This window comes from Mesorhizobium sp. M0040 (assembly GCF_040323505.1).
GTDB lineage: Bacteria > Pseudomonadota > Alphaproteobacteria > Rhizobiales > Rhizobiaceae > Mesorhizobium.
The window spans coordinates 1-17,341 of sequence record NZ_JAMYVA010000079.1 but is presented as its reverse complement, the minus strand read 5'-3'; the positions used below and the strand labels follow the sequence as shown (position 1 = coordinate 17,341).

General features: G+C 60.6%; 15 protein-coding genes and 2 pseudogenes. 7 read left to right on the top strand and 10 right to left on the bottom strand.

Translation table 11 applies throughout. From position 1 onward, the window contains the following. Positions 1-262 precede the first annotated feature (262 nt). Together NKJ91_RS31795 and NKJ91_RS31790 are read left to right on the top strand one after the other, a co-directional pair. Positions 263-493: a type II toxin-antitoxin system VapB family antitoxin gene (locus NKJ91_RS31795; RefSeq protein WP_352458648.1), complete on the top strand. Its 231-nt coding sequence runs from the start codon at positions 263-265 to the stop codon at positions 491-493. Then, positions 486-861: pseudogene (locus NKJ91_RS31790) on the top strand (type II toxin-antitoxin system VapC family toxin). Before NKJ91_RS31795 ends, NKJ91_RS31790 begins: the two are co-directional and overlap by 8 nt. A gap of 141 nt (positions 862-1,002) precedes the next feature. Here NKJ91_RS31790 and NKJ91_RS31785 read toward each other — a convergent pair. Next, a complete protein-coding gene (locus tag NKJ91_RS31785; RefSeq protein ID WP_352458647.1) occupies positions 1,003-2,589 on the bottom strand; it encodes an adenylate/guanylate cyclase domain-containing protein in 1,587 nt (528 codons plus the stop codon). A 322-nt stretch (positions 2,590-2,911) separates the two neighbouring features. On the opposite strand from NKJ91_RS31785, the pseudogene NKJ91_RS31780 reads away from it, so the two are divergent. The 3 genes and pseudogenes from NKJ91_RS31780 to NKJ91_RS31770 form a co-directional block, all read left to right on the top strand. Next, positions 2,912-3,079: pseudogene (locus tag NKJ91_RS31780) on the top strand (inositol monophosphatase family protein); the annotation flags it as partial. A gap of 178 nt (positions 3,080-3,257) precedes the next feature. Then, positions 3,258-3,491 (top strand): DUF6429 family protein, encoded by a 234-nt coding sequence (locus NKJ91_RS31775; RefSeq protein WP_352458646.1) that lies wholly within the window; start codon positions 3,258-3,260, stop codon positions 3,489-3,491. Between the two features lie 101 nt (positions 3,492-3,592). Further along, on the top strand, positions 3,593-3,796 hold the full coding sequence (locus NKJ91_RS31770; RefSeq protein ID WP_352458645.1) for a hypothetical protein: 204 nt from the start codon (positions 3,593-3,595) through the stop codon (positions 3,794-3,796). Positions 3,797-3,825: 29 nt separating this feature from the next. Here NKJ91_RS31770 and NKJ91_RS31765 read toward each other — a convergent pair whose 3' ends face one another. Together NKJ91_RS31765 and NKJ91_RS31760 are read right to left on the bottom strand one after the other, a co-directional pair. Further along, positions 3,826-4,374: a class I SAM-dependent methyltransferase gene (locus NKJ91_RS31765; RefSeq protein ID WP_352458644.1), complete on the bottom strand. Its 549-nt coding sequence runs from the start codon at positions 4,372-4,374 to the stop codon at positions 3,826-3,828. Positions 4,375-4,498: 124 nt separating this feature from the next. After that, entirely contained in the window at positions 4,499-5,329 is an 831-nt protein-coding gene (locus NKJ91_RS31760) for a PA3715 family protein (protein ID WP_352458643.1), read from the bottom strand. Positions 5,330-6,407: 1,078 nt separating this feature from the next. Between NKJ91_RS31760 and NKJ91_RS31755 the strand changes: the two genes are divergently transcribed. Further along, on the top strand, positions 6,408-8,957 hold the full coding sequence (locus tag NKJ91_RS31755; protein WP_352458642.1) for a caspase family protein: 2,550 nt from the start codon (positions 6,408-6,410) through the stop codon (positions 8,955-8,957). Positions 8,958-9,987: 1,030 nt separating this feature from the next. Here NKJ91_RS31755 and NKJ91_RS31750 read toward each other — a convergent pair. The 7 genes from NKJ91_RS31750 to NKJ91_RS31720 form a co-directional block, all read right to left on the bottom strand. Then, positions 9,988-10,692: a GntR family transcriptional regulator gene (locus NKJ91_RS31750; RefSeq protein ID WP_352458649.1), complete on the bottom strand. Its 705-nt coding sequence runs from the start codon at positions 10,690-10,692 to the stop codon at positions 9,988-9,990. Between the two features lie 103 nt (positions 10,693-10,795). Continuing rightward, on the bottom strand, positions 10,796-11,536 hold the full coding sequence (locus NKJ91_RS31745; RefSeq protein ID WP_352458641.1) for an aspartate/glutamate racemase family protein: 741 nt from the start codon (positions 11,534-11,536) through the stop codon (positions 10,796-10,798). 9 nt (positions 11,537-11,545) lie between these two features. Next, positions 11,546-12,268, bottom strand: coding sequence for an ABC transporter ATP-binding protein (locus NKJ91_RS31740; RefSeq protein ID WP_352458640.1), 723 nt, complete (start codon positions 12,266-12,268; stop codon positions 11,546-11,548). A 2-nt stretch (positions 12,269-12,270) separates the two neighbouring features. Further along, a complete protein-coding gene (locus tag NKJ91_RS31735) occupies positions 12,271-13,050 on the bottom strand; it encodes an ABC transporter ATP-binding protein (protein ID WP_023678634.1) in 780 nt (259 codons plus the stop codon). 4 nt (positions 13,051-13,054) lie between these two features. Beyond that, positions 13,055-14,029: a branched-chain amino acid ABC transporter permease gene (locus NKJ91_RS31730; protein WP_352458639.1), complete on the bottom strand. Its 975-nt coding sequence runs from the start codon at positions 14,027-14,029 to the stop codon at positions 13,055-13,057. Between the two features lie 5 nt (positions 14,030-14,034). Continuing rightward, positions 14,035-14,901 carry a branched-chain amino acid ABC transporter permease gene (locus tag NKJ91_RS31725; RefSeq protein ID WP_352458638.1) on the bottom strand — a complete coding sequence of 289 codons (867 nt, stop codon included), beginning with the start codon at positions 14,899-14,901 and terminating at the stop codon, positions 14,035-14,037. Positions 14,902-14,979: 78 nt separating this feature from the next. Then, on the bottom strand, positions 14,980-16,182 hold the full coding sequence (locus tag NKJ91_RS31720; protein WP_352458637.1) for an ABC transporter substrate-binding protein: 1,203 nt from the start codon (positions 16,180-16,182) through the stop codon (positions 14,980-14,982). A 549-nt stretch (positions 16,183-16,731) separates the two neighbouring features. On the opposite strand from NKJ91_RS31720, the gene NKJ91_RS31715 reads away from it, so the two are divergent. After that, complete coding sequence (locus NKJ91_RS31715; RefSeq protein WP_352458636.1) at positions 16,732-16,992, top strand: group II intron maturase-specific domain-containing protein; 261 nt, start codon at positions 16,732-16,734, stop codon at positions 16,990-16,992. The last annotated feature ends 349 nt before the right edge of the window (positions 16,993-17,341 follow it).

Sequence of the window (17,341 nt, the reverse complement as noted above, 5' to 3'; positions counted from 1 at the left end):
AGGCGAGCGACGTCGAGAAGACTTACGCCGACATGACCGCGCTGGAGCGGAATTTCGGCTTCAGGCCTAGCGTTTCGATAGAGGACGGGCTGAAGAAGTTTGTCGACTGGTACCGGCCGTACTCGAAGCAGTGATTTGCACCGCTCGCCGTGACGTCTTCTATCTCGACGCCCACCATGGCGCTGGCATTCGGCCCGATCTGCAACCGATCAGGCGCGCCGATTCTAAATGTCCAGGCAAAGCCTGAGTGAGGCGTTGTTCAGTGAAGCGTTTCTTCCAAACGAAACCCTCGCAGGCCGCCGCGCTTAAGAGGACTAGTCTGACAGAGGCCGTCCAAGCCGCGCTCAAGCATGAGCTTGAGCGCGAACAGGCTGGACCGTCCCTGGTGGAGATCGGCCTCAGGTTCTGCCGTGATCTGCGAGCCCGGGGCAAGCCTGATCACGGCAGGCCCGCCGACAAGGCGTTTCGCGACAGCCTGTACGAGAATGACTGATGTTCATCGACGCCCCCAAGAGGAGCGCGGACTCCTTGCACGCATGCAGCAGACCAGAAAGCGGCTGACCTCGCCACTTGCGGTATGGGAAGCTGCAATCGCGGTCGCGAGAGTCTTGGACTTGGCAATCAGCGAGGCGGCCGAGGCCGTGGAAAGCTATCTCTCATTGATGGAGATTGACATGGTCGCGGTGCCGCCGAACACGGCTCGACTCGCGATTGATGCTTTCGATCGCTTCGGGAAGGGCCGGCACCCGGCGCGGGCTGAACTTTGGTGACTGCTTCGCCTATGCTTGTGCCCAGCATTTTAACCAGCCGTTAATGTTCAAAGGCGCCGACTTTCCGCAGACCGACATCGAGGCTGCGTGAGTGCCACGGTCTCGCGACGCAGGGCGCAAGCGTCGCTTACCGGCTTGTCGCGCTCCCCATTACTACGACGGTTTAGCCGACTGTCACGGAACACAGCTAGGTTGCCCGTTCCACGGTCCGGATTGCATCACGTTCAAGAACCTAAAATGCGGCGGGCTTGCTTCGGATGGTTAAGGCCAGGAGCGCCTCCGAAAGTCGTTTCTTCGCCCGCTCCACCCCGTTCTCGTCGATTGCCTCAACATCGAGGAACAAGTCGAGACCAGTCGCATGCTCGCTGATGACCTGAGGGCGCTGGGCGAGTTCACCCAGGAGGCCCTCGACTTCGTAGGGGACAACCTCCCGGCTGATCCCCTTCATGGCAATCGGTGCTAATGGACGCGCCCGGACAAGGTCGCGCACGAGCGCGTAAGTCTCATAGCTGAGGCAGATGCCGCCGGGCTCGGCAATCGACTGCAGCCGGGCCGCCAAGTTCGCTTCGGCTCCAATGATCGTGTAGTCCATCCGATCATCGGAACCGAAGTTCCCAACATTGCAATAGCCCGTGTTGATGCCCATGCGAGCTCGGAAGGGCCGTTCAACTCCGCGGTCATGCCACACCCTGTTCAACTGCTCCAGACGACGCTGCATGTCGACAGCCATGCGCAAGCAGGCTCTCGCGTCTTCCTCGATGCCCTGCGTCTCGGGGTCTCCGAAGAACACAAGAAGCGCGTCGCCGATGAACTTGTCGACGGTGCCGCCGTGTTTGAGCGCGATCGTCGACATCTCGGTGAAGTACTCGTTGAGGAGAAGCGTCAGGTCCTCGGGCTGGAGCCGTTCCACGATCGCGGTGAAATCCTTGACGTCGGAGAAAAAGATCGTGAGCTTCTTGCGCTCGGTCGCGATGGTGACGTCCTTCTGGCCGCTGAAGATGCTTTTGTAGATTTGAGGCGAAAGGTATTTGGCGATCTTCAATGAAATCGCGGCCAGGAAGTCGTTTGCCTCCGAAAGCTCCTTGTTGATGCCCTGAATCAACGCGGACTGCCGACGCTGCAGGAGAATGAACGTCAGGCCCGCCGCCGCCGCGAAACCGAAATATAGCAGCAGATACTTGAAGGTCAGCACGTTCGCGGCGATAGGCTGATTGACTGATATCTCCTGGATCCCTCGGACATCCCCTACCTTCCAGTCCGTCTTGGGGCTGTCCGGGTGTGAGTTATGGCAGGTCACGCAGACTTGTCCCATTACAACAGGGGCCGCGGCGCGGACCTGCCGGTCAAACAGTGAACCCGAGACCTCGATGATCGGCTCCTTCGGGTTGGCGCGCAAAGCCAAGATTGCATTCCGCTCGAACGCATCGAGCTGGTGGGGCGCGCGACCTTTGAAAGGCAGATCCGAGACGAACCGATATTTGACCGAGCCGTCGTGAGCGCTGATGCGCTTGCCGAGTTCGATCGAGAGGGTTGCTGGAATAGGGATCGCGCCTGGCACGTCCCGGTAGTTGTGCGTCGCAGTCACTGCGCCGTTAGCTTGCAGCACGCGTCCCACGACGTCGCTGCCGTAGAATCCGCGCATTTCGTCGATGATGCGGCTGATTTCGCTGGCTTGCCTGCGCAGCATCCGTTCCGACAGGTCTCGGAGGTCGAGCCAGGCTGCGACGGGCAGACCGATAAGGCCGATGACCACTGCCGCCACCAGGAGCGGTCCCATGGTGCGCTGCTGACGCGCAATCTGTTCTCCCAGTCCAGCCATTGTGCAGGCGCCCGGCCGTCTTAATATCTGAACTATAGCTCATTCCCGGCACGGTACCAGAGTCAGTCTTGGCTCGATGAAAACACGTCAGCCCTGCAATGTCGGAACGACCTTGAGCGGTTGTTGCGAAGCCCCGACCCTCACAGCGGATTTCGCAATCTGGCGCTAGACGGGCAGTGAATCAGTGAAGGGATGTCGCAAAGTCGGTTGTGGCCCGGAATGCGTTCCGCGATAACCGCTCAGGCCCAAAAATTCACCTCTGGCAAGGTTGGGACTTCTGCGGTCGGAGAGCGGGTCGGAGAAGAAAGTGTCCCGCAAAACGTATCCGCGCGTCGGTCGCACTATGGAATGGGACACCGCGGCGGGGTGACGCGGCACTGCGCGCTGCCGGCGGCATGACGCGTACGCTGGACGGTCAGCCGCTCGCCTGCAGCGCAACCAGAGCGAGGACGAGGATTTCGCCAATCCGCATTTCATTGCCAGCGGCAAGGGCTGCCACGGCCGCTTAGGCACCATGATGAACTCGGATCCCCGGCTCGTCCCCCCAAATGACGCCGTCGCGCATGCGACGCCTAGGTGAAGCATTTGTTTTCAGGCGAACCGTTGCGCGAGGAATAACCCTACGGTGTGGATCGTGGCAGCGGCGCTTCGCGTGTTAAACTGCTCGCATGGAGATCGACACCGACAAGATCGACGATGCCGTTATGGGCCTGCTTTGGCTGACGCTGCATGAAGAGAGGCGCGCCTGGAAGGGGTTGGATTGGAATGCTCTGGATCGCTTGCACGAGAAGGGGCTGATCGCGAATCCCGCAAACAAGGCGAAGTCAGTGGTTCTGACAGATGAAGGAGTGCGGCGTGCTGAGGAGCTATTCCGAACCCTGTTCACTCGCCCGGCGCCCTGAGCCAGAGCGCTGGACGGGCGCCTGCGAGCTGATAGCGCACATGGCTGAATTTCGACACCGGCGGCGCGCTGACCGCAGGCGGGACGGCCAGTGCTCTCGCCATGACGGCCAAATTCGTCTACGCCAACGGGCGCATCCAGGCTGTTAAGGCAGTGGCAGAGAACACCGCAGCCGCGGCCCTCAATGTCAACGGCATTGGCGCGAAGTTCATCCGCAAAATGCTTTCTGCCGGCGAATCGGCGCTGCCCGAGCCGAGTTGCAGGCAGGCAGCGGGTCTGCGCCCGCTGCTGGTACATGGATGTTGAAGAGGCAGACTACCACAAGCAATGTGTCATCATGGCTGCGGATTTCCGAAGGCAGGTTTCTCAAGCACCAGCACATGACTACCAAGAGGCGATGTGTGAGTGCTCTTGACCTTGAACCCCTCGTCAGAAAGCGTTTCGATAAATTCGCCATCCGTTCCAGGCGGAACGCGGGCAACGACGTTTGAGGTGCGCCTCACAATATTGGAAAGCACCCTTCGCGCCTTGCCTGGGCCGATGTTGCGCTGCATGTGCTGATAGACGGCCAGCAGCAGGACGATATCGTATTTCGGTAGAAGGATATTGCCGAGGCGCCGGCTGCCAAGATTCAGGCGATCGAACCGGGCATGTACCGGGGAGCCGCTCAACAACATCTTTGCAGTCTCGATATGCGGCTTGGCAATGTCGATCCCATGGATCGAACTGGGTTTCAGCTTGGATATCTCATAGGCGACAACACCCATATTGCAGCCAACATCGAGAATGGATTTTCCGGCGTAGTCGACCTTTGCGGAGAAGAGCCCGTCAAGTCTGTCGTCCCACGTTCCCGCAAAACCCCTTTTGAATCTTGACCACCACAAATCATCAGCTCCTTTGGGAAGAGCCCCCTTGAGCGCCTCCTACCACGAGAGAATTAATGGTCGATACCCTTTCAACTGGAATTGATCACATTGACGAACCAAGGCAGGGACGTGTGCGGCCGCGTCACAACCCCATCACCTTGAGTGCCGCGGGAACCGCATAGCGGCTGCCGTCATAGCGCATCCGGTAGGTCCGCTTCACAGGCTTGCCAGGATGGGACTGGCATTCGCCATTCTGGTCGGGGGAGGGATTGTCGGTATCCGTCCGCTCGACCGCAATGATGTCATGATAGCCGTGGTGGCGCGCCGGGCTCATCGTCAGCCTGACCTGGCTGGAATGGAAGGATCCGGCGCAACTGGCATCGCCTTCGCCGCCAGTGCCGGCCACCACGAGACCGTCGAGCACCACGCGCAGCGCACCGCCGGCGAGGGCATAGAGCCGCAGGTCGGTTTCAGTGAAGGGATTGGCCTGCGAATGGTTTGCCATTTCGATGCGCAGGCCGAAGGCGGTGACCTCAGGGGCCATTGCATAGCGGCCGGTGTCGAATTCCACCTTACGGATCGCGATGGCATCATCGGTCATCAGTCGAGGCTGGAGCAGGCGCTGGCGCACACGCAGCGTATTCCTGTCGACGACCAGAAGCTCGATATCGCCGACATGCAGGTGGTCGCCGTTAGCGCTGTCAATCAGCGGTACCGCGACCAAAAGCAGGTCGTCATGAGCCGGCCAGATCTTGCAGGCCAGGCCGAATGGCGCATCGCTCTCCGGGAGCGTCGAGGCGGTGCTGGTATGGGGTTCAAGCGTGAACGAGGTGCCGTCGGCGCTCTTTCGGGCCTTGGGATAGGCCTGCTGCACCAGGGCGGCGGCATCGCCGCAATCGCCGGCCGCTGCCCGGGCGGGCGACAGGCTGGCGAGGGCGGCGCCGAGCAACAGGACAGGCAACACTATTCGCATGGAGTTCTCGCGTCGCAGGGCCGAGTTCGGCCAGGGCCCTTCTACGCGAGATTGGTGGCGGCGCACAGGGTGTAGGGAAGTGACGGCTAGCTCCACCCGCTGCGTCAGGACCATAGGTATCCTGGAAAGTCGTAAAGTCCGAGCTCGCTTAGGGACGGTGATCATGAGAACGCCGCCCGAGCGGCCAATTTTTGCCAATGCTGTTCGAGCTACCTGAAACAGATACTGACAATGTGATCTCGATTGCCTTGTCGCGCTCCGATTAGATAAAGAAGCCTCCGACAAGAAACCTCTACAAAACCGGACCTCGCCGATCCGTCAAGCGCACCTTCTAGGGTGTACATTCGAAAATTAACTCGGCATGACCTCCGTTTCTGACCCCCTGAGCCGGGCGCGTTCGCTGCCGGCGCGGCATTGAAGCAGAACCAATGCCGCGCCTGCTTCGGCTTTGTTTGAATGAGGTAGACTGCGTTGAGATCAAGGGGTTGCAAGCATCAGGCGGTTAAGTCTTCCGGCTTCGGCGAGACGATCCACGCCAAGGCCCGCAGAAGTGTGATAAGATCATTGGTGCAGCAGCTAGCCTGCGACCGGCTTCCTAGCTCTCGCCGGACCAAGTCAAGTGTCGGATCATTGGGTTAAGTCGGCACAGTGAACCCCATGTCGCGTCGATCCCAATAGCAGCCCGATTTTCGTCTTGAGGCCCAGCCCTCCGACACATGTTGCTAAGTAGGCGAGCGGATTTCGCGGGCGCTGAAACGCGGACCGCTGACCAGCAGTCGGACCATCGGCGCGACCGGAAATGGTTGCTGTCGCTGCTCCGGTGCGGCTCGTATCGTTGGGCGTAGTTAAAGAGACCAAAGCGACCACGGTCCGAATAGCCGAGTTCAGAAGCCGTTTGACAATCATTGCGGACACTCAGCCTCTGATGTACTTTAGCACTTGATAAATGAGGAATATGCCCGCTGTCGCGACGGCTTTTCTCTCTTTCTGTCTCGGCAGATTGCATGCCCTCTAACGGACCTTGCTACCACATGCTGTGTTCTCGTGGTTGCCAGGTAACAGCGGTTAGGGATTTGCCATGCTCCGACTTTGCGGATTCATCGCAGCCTTCATCCTTACGAGCTTCACGACCTTTGACGCTTGCGCCGACAGAAGGGTCGCTTTTGTCATCGGCAATTCGGACTACCGACAATTCCCCGCTCTCAAGAACCCGGCCAGGGATGCCGAGGACGTATCCAAAACGTTTCGACTGGCCGGTTTTGAGGTCTTCGTCGCAAGCGATCTGACCAAGCTGCAGTTCGAGGAGCAGTTTCGCAACTATCTGGCCGCAGTCGACGGCGCCGACCTAGCCGTAGTCTACTATTCCGGTCACGGCTTCCAGATCGGCGGCGAAAACTTCCTGATTCCGGTCGATGCCTCCTTGAAGCAGGCGGCAGACATCGAAGTCCAGACCGTCAAACTCAACGATGTGCTGGAACAGTTGCGTTCGAAATCGAAGATCCAGGTGATCATCCTCGATGCCTGCCGCAACAATCCGTTCCCACGCAAGAATTACTGGCTGAGAGACCAGCTCATTACCGCCGGCAATACCGGGCTCGCACAGGTGAGAAGCTCGCTCAATACCCTGATTGCCTTTGCCACCGAACCCGGGGCGGCGGCTTATGACGGCGCCGGCGAACTCAGTCCGTTTTCGGCAGCGTTTTCCCGTCGCGCGCTGGCCCCGAACCAGGAGATCCGCACCGTAATGGCGGCGGTGCGCCGCGATGTGGTGGAAGCCACAAACGGCCTCCAAGTTCCCTGGGAGAACTCGTCGCTGATCGACGAGGTCGTGCTTATGCGCCGCAGCAATCGCCCCTCGCTGCCGCCCGTACTGGAGAAGGTCGTGCTGTCAGGAGTCGGACCCGTCGACTTGGGGCTGCCTGAACCGGTCGATGTCGATGGCGGTACGATTACCCTGAGCATCGAAAGACCGCCTGCCTTGGGGCGCCTGATGCTGGACGGCAAGCCTGTCGAGGTGGGCGTGCCGATCCAAGGCAAGGACCTGCCCCATTTGCAGATGGATGTTCCCAAGGGTGTCGCTACGCAGGAAGAGGTGGATATGCTTGCCTATGCCACGCATGACAACTGGGGAGGCCAAACCCAAGGCATCGTGGTATTTCGGGTCAAGAGCGGCGAAGGCGCGCAAGGCGAAGAGATCATGGCCTCGCTCGAAGCCGAGCAGAAGCAGAACGTGCTGGAGCGCGGCATTCATATCACCGGTGCGGCCGAGGCGCTCGAAAACCGAAATTTCAATGTTCCCGTGGGTGTCGGTCCGGTTGCGCTGAACCTGGACTTCCCGACCGATGATCCCGCGGTCAGCCTGAAAGTTTCGGGTTATCCGGCAACGGGAACGCTCTCGCTGCCCGATCGAACCTTGGCGCCCGACTCGAGCCTGAGGTCCGGTGAAGTCGACCGGCTGCGCTACGAACCCCAGATCGGCGCCGAAGCCACGGTCGAGGTTGGCTTCGAAATCCGGGCGGACAGCAGATCATCCAAGCCCGCCACAATGAAATTATCGCCAACAGTGGATCCGTGCGATACGGCAGCCGGCGAGCCTCTCGACCTGCAAGGCGTCGTCCCCGGCCTGCTCCCAAATGAAATTGGCGCCAGCGCGGTGGAGGTTTGCGAAGCCGCGGTCAAGGCTTATCCCGATGTCGCGCGCTTTCGCTATGAACTGGGACGCGCGCTCCTTGCGGCAGGCAAGGTCCAGGAGGGCAGGACAGCCATCGAGGAAGCCGCCAAGAAGGGACACGTCCGTGCCGTGTTCGAGCTCGGCTACATGTATGCGACCGGAACCGGAATGGCCGTCGACCGCGCACAGGCCAACGCGCTTTACGCGGCGGCGTCCGACAAGGGGGATCCCTATGGCATGACGTCGTGGGGTCGCGCCTTGTTCAATGGGTATGGCGTCAAACCTGATACCAGCAAGGGTTTGGACCTGCTGCTCAAGGCAGCGGCGATGGGGCACACCTATGCAATGAACGATCTTGCCGCAATCTTCACCGAGGGCCGCAACGGCGTGACCGCCGATCCGGCCCGCGCCGTTGCCTTCCTGGAGGCCGGCGTCCAGCGGCAGGACATGTATTCGATGAACCTGCTCGGCCGCAATTACTTGTCTGGGCAGGGCGTTCAGAAGGACCCGAAAGAGGCGCTGGCGCTTTTTCAGAAGGCAATCGATCTCGGCCAGCCCTACGCTCCGGGCAGCCTCGCACGCATGTATCGGGACGGTGTCGACGTGGAACGGAACCTAGCGGAAGCGCAAAGATTGTTCGAAATTGGGATCGCGCGGGGCGATCAGTTCGCAGCTTTCGATCGCGCGGCCCTCGAATTGCAAAAGGGCGACAAGGCGGATCAGGCCGTTGCAGTGCGTTTCCTTGCGTTTGCGGCTGCGCTCGACCTGCGCAAGGAACTGCCGGAAGCCCAAAGGACGCTGGCAAAATTCGGATCGAAGCCGAAAACAGCGGCGTTGAAGCAGCTGCGCCAGGAACTGAAATCGAAGATCCCCGGGTCCGGTTCACTCGACACGCAACTGGTGAACGCGGCCAGACGATTGTGGGAAGAAGCCAATCCGCGTCGGGACTTGTTTTGATCAAGGAGGAGGCAATGGTGGAAAGGGCATTGAAGCGAGCAATCATCGGAACAACGCTATCCGGCGTCCTGGCGGGCCTCATGGGCTGCAATTCTCTGACACCCAAATTTGAACCGACGGCGCTGGTCGGCACGCCCCCGCCGAAGGTCGTTCGCAGGGTTCCTCCGCCAAAGGTCGTCAAGCCCGCTCCCAAACCCAGGGCCGCCAAGAAAGTGATTATACCGGTGGAAGAGGAGCCTGTTCCTGCGCCTGTCATCATTCCTCCTTCGGGCGGGAGCGGCGGGAGCGGAGGCGGGGGAGGCGGCTGGGGGGGGTGATCAGGTCAGGGTGTGAGGGCCAAAGAAGGATCGCACGACCGTAGCGTTCCGTGGCCTTTGATCGATTCAGGAGGACCAGTAAGGCACCGCCGGACGAAACGGGCGGCAAACAGATATGTTCAACCTACCGCCACCGCGCCACACCTCGACTGTACCAGATGTTCCGGTTCCTGAACCAGGAGGTTGCGCCATTTCCTGACGCCTAAGAAAGAGAGACAAAGTCCGGATCGGCACATATTGTCATTCGCAATGTCGTCCCGCTGGATGCTTGCCCAGCTGACCTCGACTCGCACGTTGCCAAAGCGCTTCTTTCACCTCACATGTCTATTTCCGCGCTGTCGCCGTTATCATGCCCACCTGAAGCGACATGGAGCCGTCCACCACGAACTGCTGCCATTGCGCAGATGTCCCGCTCGAGCGCATCGCGTTTCACCGGGTCGGCTTGAGCGACCAACACGCGCTTTATGATTGCTTCAAGCTCTGATCGGGCGCGTTGCCCGACCGGCTCGTTGTGCGGGAGGGACTGATTTGACTCTATGGCCCAGCAGGAGCAGTGCCAGCCGGAGGGCAGCGCCGCGGGACTCTACGAGCGCTACCATTATGACGGCAGGAACGAAGAAGCAGTAGTAGTCATGGACCGAAGCTATGCCTTCAATCACGCCCAGCATGGCGCGGACATAGGCGAACTCCCGCGAGAGGTTTGACAGCGGAGATCAGCGCAAGATGTCCGACAGGCTCTCGGGCTTCTTCTCGCCAAACGTCAGATCAAGGCCCGACAGCAGGTCGACGAGATGGCTTCGCATCAGGTCGGACGCGTCTTTTGCGTCATGTTTTTCGATGGCATCGACAAGGGCGTGATGGGCCTGGCTTTCGCAGGTGGTGTCGCGGCGGCGCCAGTAAAGCGCGATGATCAGCGACGACCGCGACAGCAGGTCTTTGACGAAGCCGGTTAGGATCGAATGGCCGGCGATTTCGGCGATGCCGACATGGAATTTTGCCGACAGCATAATGGCGTCGCTGTCGCGGCCGGCATGCAGGGCCTCGTGCTCTTTTTCGAGATGAAGCCGCAGTTGCGCGATCTCGGCCGGCTTTGCCACGTCGGCGGCAAGCGCCGCGACCTTGGGCTCGATCAGCGCCCGCGCTTCGAACACCTCGCGCGCTTCCTGCTTGGTCGGCTGGGCGACGAACGCACCGCGGTTCGGCTCGAGCCGGGCCAAGCGGTCATGCGACAGCGCCTGCAGCGCCGCGCGTATCACCGCGCGGCTCACCGAATAGATCGAGGCGAGTTCGTCCTCGGGCAGTTTTGTACCCGGTGCGAGGCGGTGGCTGACGATGGCGTCGCGCAGGCCGGCATAGACCGGAAACCAGCGCATCGCCGGTTTGCCGTCATCCCGTGTCTTTGGTCCAAGCAGGTCCATCGTCTCATTGTCCTGGCGGCCGGATCGCATAGCGGCGCGAACACCGCGTTTCAGGCCGGACATCGAACATCCTGTGCGGGATTGTCAACAAATTTCGCACGCATCAGGATACACGGCCGGAGGGCGAAAAGGACGCAAAGATTCCGGCGAAGGATTTTTCGAGTGGAACCTGATAGCCGCCGCGCTTCGAAGTCGACAGGCCAAGGCCGACGAGGCTCTCGCAGAGTTTTACCGCGCAGGCGACGCCGTCGAGCACGGGAATGCCATGTTCGCGGCTGAGCGCAGCGGCGAGATCGGCCATGCCGGCGCATCCCAGCACAATCGCTTCGGCCCCGTCGTCGCGGATGGCGCACTCGATCTCCTCTGAAATTCGATGGCGGGCGTTGGAGCCGAGCACTTCGAGCTCCAGAACGGGAACGTCGCTTGCCCGCACCCTGGCGCAGCGGCTGGCGAGGCCGTAGCGCACCAGATTGTGCTCAATCGCCGGCACCGAACGCGACAGCGTCGTCACGACGCTGAACCTGCCGGCAATCAGGCTCGCCATGTGAAACGCCGCTTCGCCGATGCCGACCACCGGCATCTCCCCGACGCAGCGCGCCGCGTCTAGGCCGGTGTCGTCGAAGCAGGCGATGACGCAGGCGCTCGCCGCCGGATGTTTTTGGATCTCGCCGATCATTCCCGGGATGGCGAAGACCTCGTCGAAATAGCCTTCTATGCTCGGCGGCCCATCCCTCGGATTGGCCGCGATGATCCTGGTGCCGGCCGAAGCCGCGCCGCGTGCCGCCTTGCCGATCTTCTCGGTCATGGACGCGGTGGTGTTGGGATTGACGACGAGTATGTCCATTTTGCGCCTTCATATTTCGCCGCCGAGATAGAGTTTCTTGACCCGGTCGTCGCCAAGCAGCTCAGCCGAATATCCGGCCAGCGCGATCGTTCCGGTCGTCAGTGCGTAGGCGCGCTGCGAGATGCGCAGCGCCATGCGCGAATTCTGCTCGACCAGCAGCACGCTGACCTTTTCGTCGCGGTTGATCGCGACGATCGAGCGGGCGATGTCCTGCACGAGCTTCGGCGCGACGCCGAGCGAGGGTTCGTCGAGCAAGAGCAGCTTCGGCTTGGCCATCAGCGCCCGCCCGATCACCAGCATCTGCTGTTCGCCGCCGCTCATCGTGCCCGCCGTCTGCGAATAGCGTTCCTTCAGGCGCGGAAAACGCCCGAGCACCATGTCCAGCGTCCTGGCGATGTCGGCCTTGTCGGTGCGGGTGAATGCGCCCATCATCAGATTGTCGCGCACGGTCATGTAGGAAAAGACGCGCCGGCCCTCCGGCACCATAGCGATGCCCATCCTGACCAGCTCGTCCGGCCGCGTTTTGTCGATGCGGCGGCCCTGGAAATGGATCTCGCCGCTGCGGACTTTTTTCAGGCCGGTGATGGCGCGCAGGATTGACGATTTGCCCGCGCCGTTTGCGCCGATCAGCGCTACCGTCTCGCCCTCGTTGACGTTGAGCGACACGCCCTTCAGCGCATAGACGTGGTCGTAGTAGAGTTCGACATTGGAGACGCTCAGCAGTTCGCTCATGGCTAAAATCCGATCGTCTCGTCTTCGGCGCCGAGATAGGCTTCGATGACCTTTTCGTTCTCTTGGATTTCTTTCGGCGTTCCCTCGGCGATTTTGACGCCGAAGTTCAGGACGACGATACGGTCGGAAATGTTCATCACGGCGGGCATGTCGTGCTCGACGAGTAGCACGGTCACGCCGCGTTTGCGGACGCCGCGCACCATTTTCACCGCACGCACGGTTTCGTCGTGGTTCATGCCGGCAAAGGGTTCGTCGAGCAGGAGCACGGTCGGGTTGGTGGCGAGGCCGATGGCAATCCCGAGGGCGCGCAGATGCCCGTGCGGCAGCGTGCTCGCGATCTCATGCCGTTGCGCGCCGAGATCGAGGAAGTCGATGATCTCGTCGGCGGATCGCCCGAATTCGGCCTCGTCGCGCCGCGCTGTAGTCGTGCCGAGATAGAAGCCGGCAAGGGTGGCATTGGAACGCAGGTGATGTGCGATGATGACGTTGTCGCGCACGGTCATGCCCTTGAAGATCGTCGTCTCCTGGAATGTGCGGACGACGCCCTTCCGGGCGACGATATGCGGCGCCAGGCCTGAAATCCGCTGTCCGCCAAACAGCACCTCGCCCGAGGTCGGACTGAGGAAAGAGGAAATCAGCTTGAACAGCGTTGATTTGCCGGCGCCGTTGGGACCGATCACGGAGAGGATTTCGCGTTCGCGGACGGCGAAGGAAACATTGTTGACCGCGACCAGCCCGCCGAAGCGTTTGGTCACTGCCTTGATCTGGAGAAGCTCGGTCATGGTCCTAGCCCTGCTTCTTGCCGAACAGCCGGAGGCTGAGCAGCCCGTTGGGAAGGAACAACATCAGCGCGATCAGCACCGACGAGAAGATCAGCAACTGGAACTCGCCGGTCTCGAACAGGAAATCCCAGCCGAAATAGAGCACGAAGGTGCCGATCATCGGCCCGAAGACATAGCTGAGCCCGCCGAGGAAGCAGTTCAGCATGAAATTCACCGAGTCCGTGACGGTGAAGCTGGACGGATAGATCGACTGCGAGATGGCGACGAACATCGCCCCGCCGAGACCGCCGAGGAACGAGGAGATGGCGTAGGCGATGACGCGCAGATAGGCGATGTTGACGCCGATCGAGGAGGCCAGTTCCTCGTTCTGCTGCAGCGACTGGCAGAGCTTGCCGATGCGCGAATGGACAAGGCGGTAAAGCCCGGCAAAGCACAGCACCATCAGCACCACCGAGACGAGATAGAACGCCGGGCGTGGATTGGCGAGCGTCGCGAAATCGGGAAGGATGGTCAGGCCGACGATCGAAATGCCGCCGGGGAGCGGAATGCTCACCATGCCCTTGGCGCCGTTGGTGATCGGCAGCGCCAGCGCCAGCAGCCGCGCTACTTCGGTCAAAACCAGTGTGACCATGGCGAAATAAACGCCGCGGAGCCTGAGGATGGGCAGTCCGATCAGCACGCTTGCAGCGGCGCAGAACAGCCCGGCCAGCGGCAGTGTCAGCCAGAACGACACACCATACTGGACGACAAGGATAGCCGAAACATAGCCGCCCATAAGCGCGAAGGCACCCTGGCCGATATTGATGCGGCCGATGTAGAAGGTCACCCATACGCCGGCGCTGGCGATACTGAGCAACGCGACCGAGGTCAGCGTATAGTAGAGGTCGAGCCGACCGGTCGCCTCGATCAGCCAGGGCACGCCGATGAGTACGACCAGCAGGAAGACAGCGACGGCGAGGGTGTTGCGTGTACGCTTCATGTCCATCACCCCCACGGCTTGCCCATGAGCCCGTTCGGACGGATGCTGAGGAAGACCATCAGCGCGGCGAAGATGACGAGATAGGTAACGTCGCCATAGTGGCGTAGCACTGTCAGGCCGACCGATTCCATCATGCCGAGGATGAAGCCGCCGGCGATTGCTCCGCTGACGACGCCGGCCCCACCAATCATCACCATCAAGAACGCCTTGATCGAGATCGGTCCGCCGATGCCCGAATTGACGCCGGTGATGGCGACCAGCAGCCCGCCGACTATGCCGGCAAGCATGGCGCCAAGCGCAAAGCCGATCATCGAATAACGGTCGACCTCGACGCCCATAAGCTGCGCCGCGACCCGGTCCTGCGCCAAGGCCCGCATGGCGCGCCCCGGCTTGCTATACTGCATGAAAAGCACGAAGGATGCGATGAACAGTATGGCGAGAGCGCCGACCAGCAGCCGGTCGTAAGGCATTATGAGGCTGTCGGAGACGAAGACGCCGTTGACGATCTTCGGCACCCCGCGCTGCTTTTCACCGAACAGGAGGAGGATCACGGCGTCGAGGAAGAATGCGACCGCCGCCGCGAGAAGCATCGTACTTTCCTCCCGCACGCTTCGCTTGATCACCGTTCTGAAAAGGAATTTCTCGACCAGCGCTCCAATGACCAGCAGCGTGATCCCGGACGCAACGAGCGCGACGACGAAAGGCATGCCGAGCTGGCCATAGACGGTGTAGGTGATGAAGCCGCCGAGAACGTACATCTGCCCATGGGCAAAGTTGAGCACGTTCATCAGCGCGAAGATCAGGGTCAGACCGAGCGCGATCAAGGCGTATTGCGCGCCAAGATAGAGCCCGTTGGCGATGACTTGTTCCATCAGGATGGTTCCCCGGCCATTCAGAGGCTCAAGACGAATGCACGAGCCTCTGCGGCAATCCGCTTCAGTGCAGTTGCATCAATCGACTTGGGCGACGAAGAGTGTCTCGAACTTGCCGTCGCGGTATTCGGTGACCACCATCGGGACCGAAAGCTGGCGCTTCTGGCCGAACGACGTCATTCCGACATAGGTTAGCTTGGCATCGTCCTTCAGGTAGGGATTGGGCGCCGAGAAAGTGTCGATCGTCTTCTTGAACTCCTCGACATTGTCGATGGCGGCCGGGTTCGCCTTCAGCGTCTCGATGATGTATTCAAGCGCGTAGACCTTGGTGTTGGACTCGTCATTGTATTCGCCGAACATTTTCGTATAGCGGTCGACGAACTCCTTCATCATGTCGGACGCGATTTCCGGCGTCGATGCGCCGCCGACTGAGATGAAGCCGTTGGCCAACTCGCCCGCGCCCTCTTCCAGCACCTTGGCATCCTGCGCCGTTTCGGTGGAGATCAGACCTTCGTAGCCGAGCTCGCGCGCGGCGCGGATCAGCAGCGGAGCATTGCCGGGCGCGACACCCGAAAGCACCAGCAGGTCCGGTTTTTGCAAAACGATCGGCGTCAGTACCGGCGTGAAATCGCGGGTATCGTTTTGGTAGACGTCCGTGGCAGCCACAACCTCAAGCCCGAGCGCCTTTGCCGCGGCAACACCGCCATCCCGCTGGCTCAGCGGATCGGATTCGTTGGCGGCGACAAAGGCAACTTTTTTCACGCCCCTGTTTTCCATGAGATATTTGTAGATCGCCGGAGCTGACTGGTAGTTGGCGATCATGCCGAGCACGGCGTTAGACGCCGGCGGGGTGTAGAGTTCCTTCGGGAATGCGTAGGGAAAATAGATGATGCCCTTGGATTCGGCCACGGGACGCACCGCCGCCGCGCCGTCGTCGACATTCGGACCGACCACATAGTGGATGCCCTCCTGGGCCATCTTCTCCATGCCGGCGATCGCCCGCTTCGGGTCCTTCTGGTCGTCGAAGGTGACGATTTTGATGTCGTAGGTCTCGTCACCGATCTTCACACCGCCGGTTTCGTTGATCCAGGCGGCGCGCGTCTGCATCGAGCGCACGTTGGATGTGCCCCACGCAGCGGCCGCGCCACTCGTCACGCCGACAAAGCCGATCTTGAGTTCCTTGTTGGCGGCGTGCACCGCGATTGTACCGCCGGCCATGATTGCTAGCGCGAAGACGGCGCCGCGCGCCGCGGATGTGATTATTGAACGTCTGTTGATCATTGTTCTTTCCCCTTTGGAGGCCGCGCATTGTTGCGACAGAACTCGACCGATACGCGGACTCTTGTAAGTGAAGGCTCAAATCAATTGTCTGTCAACAAAACTTTTTCCGATTGTTAACAATCTTGTGAGCAGTCGTAGATGAAGGACGTAAGGATTCGAATCGGCCTCGAATTCGGGTAGCGCTGGCATTTGTTGGGGCGTATTCATTCGGCTGCCATTTCCCCCTACGGCTGGGAAGCACAATGAACATGCCGATGCCGGGAACGTCGGCGGGAAGATAGGGGCGGGAGCGGGCTCTCAGCCAGGCTGGTTTATCTCTCGCCCTACGCAGCTGGGTTCCGCTGGTTCGTTCGCTCGTCTGGAATCTCGCATTCGTTCGAATTGTGCTGCTTTTGCTTGCGTCACTCTGGCCCGAGCTATAGTGCCCGCACCCCGAGCGCCATCACACGGCGAGATCCCCTTCCACCTATTCTCTGGAAGATCGACCGGAAAGGATCGTCAGCGGCCCGCTTGACGCAACGGCCATCGAAGAAGAGCATCAGGCGCGCTGTGGAGAACATCCACGCGCTGACCGACCGAAAGGGTATATGGCAAGAGACCACATTGTTAGTAGCGAAGGTAAACCGGATGCTGCGCGGATGGGCGAACCACTTCTCGTTAGGAACCACCAGCAAGGCATACCGGGCACTCGACAGTTACACTGCAGTGCGGTTGCGCCGGTGCCTGCGTTCCAAACACAAGACCAGACGATGCAAGGGCGGGGTCTATCCAGACTCGCATCTTTACGAGCACTTCGGGCTCGTACGTTGACCCAACTTGGACGTGGCGTGTCGTGGGTGAAGGCGGGAGTACTTGTCCGAGAGCCGGATGCGGGAGATCTGCAGGTCCGGTTCGATGAGCGGGGCGTGGAAACGGAGCCAAGGTTGAACCAATAAGGCAGGACCAGACGAAGGGGCGGCAAACAGATATGTTCAACCTACCGCCACTGCGCCACACCTCGACTCTACCGTTTCTTCGCGTTCACCAAGGGCGAAGAAACGCGGAAGGCTGGCATCTGATTGACGGTCGGAAAAGCGCGGTCGCGCCAGTTGTCGCACCTCATTAGACCGTTTCGAGCCGGCTGAACCGAACCGGGATGAGTTTACGAGTCTTCAGTTGC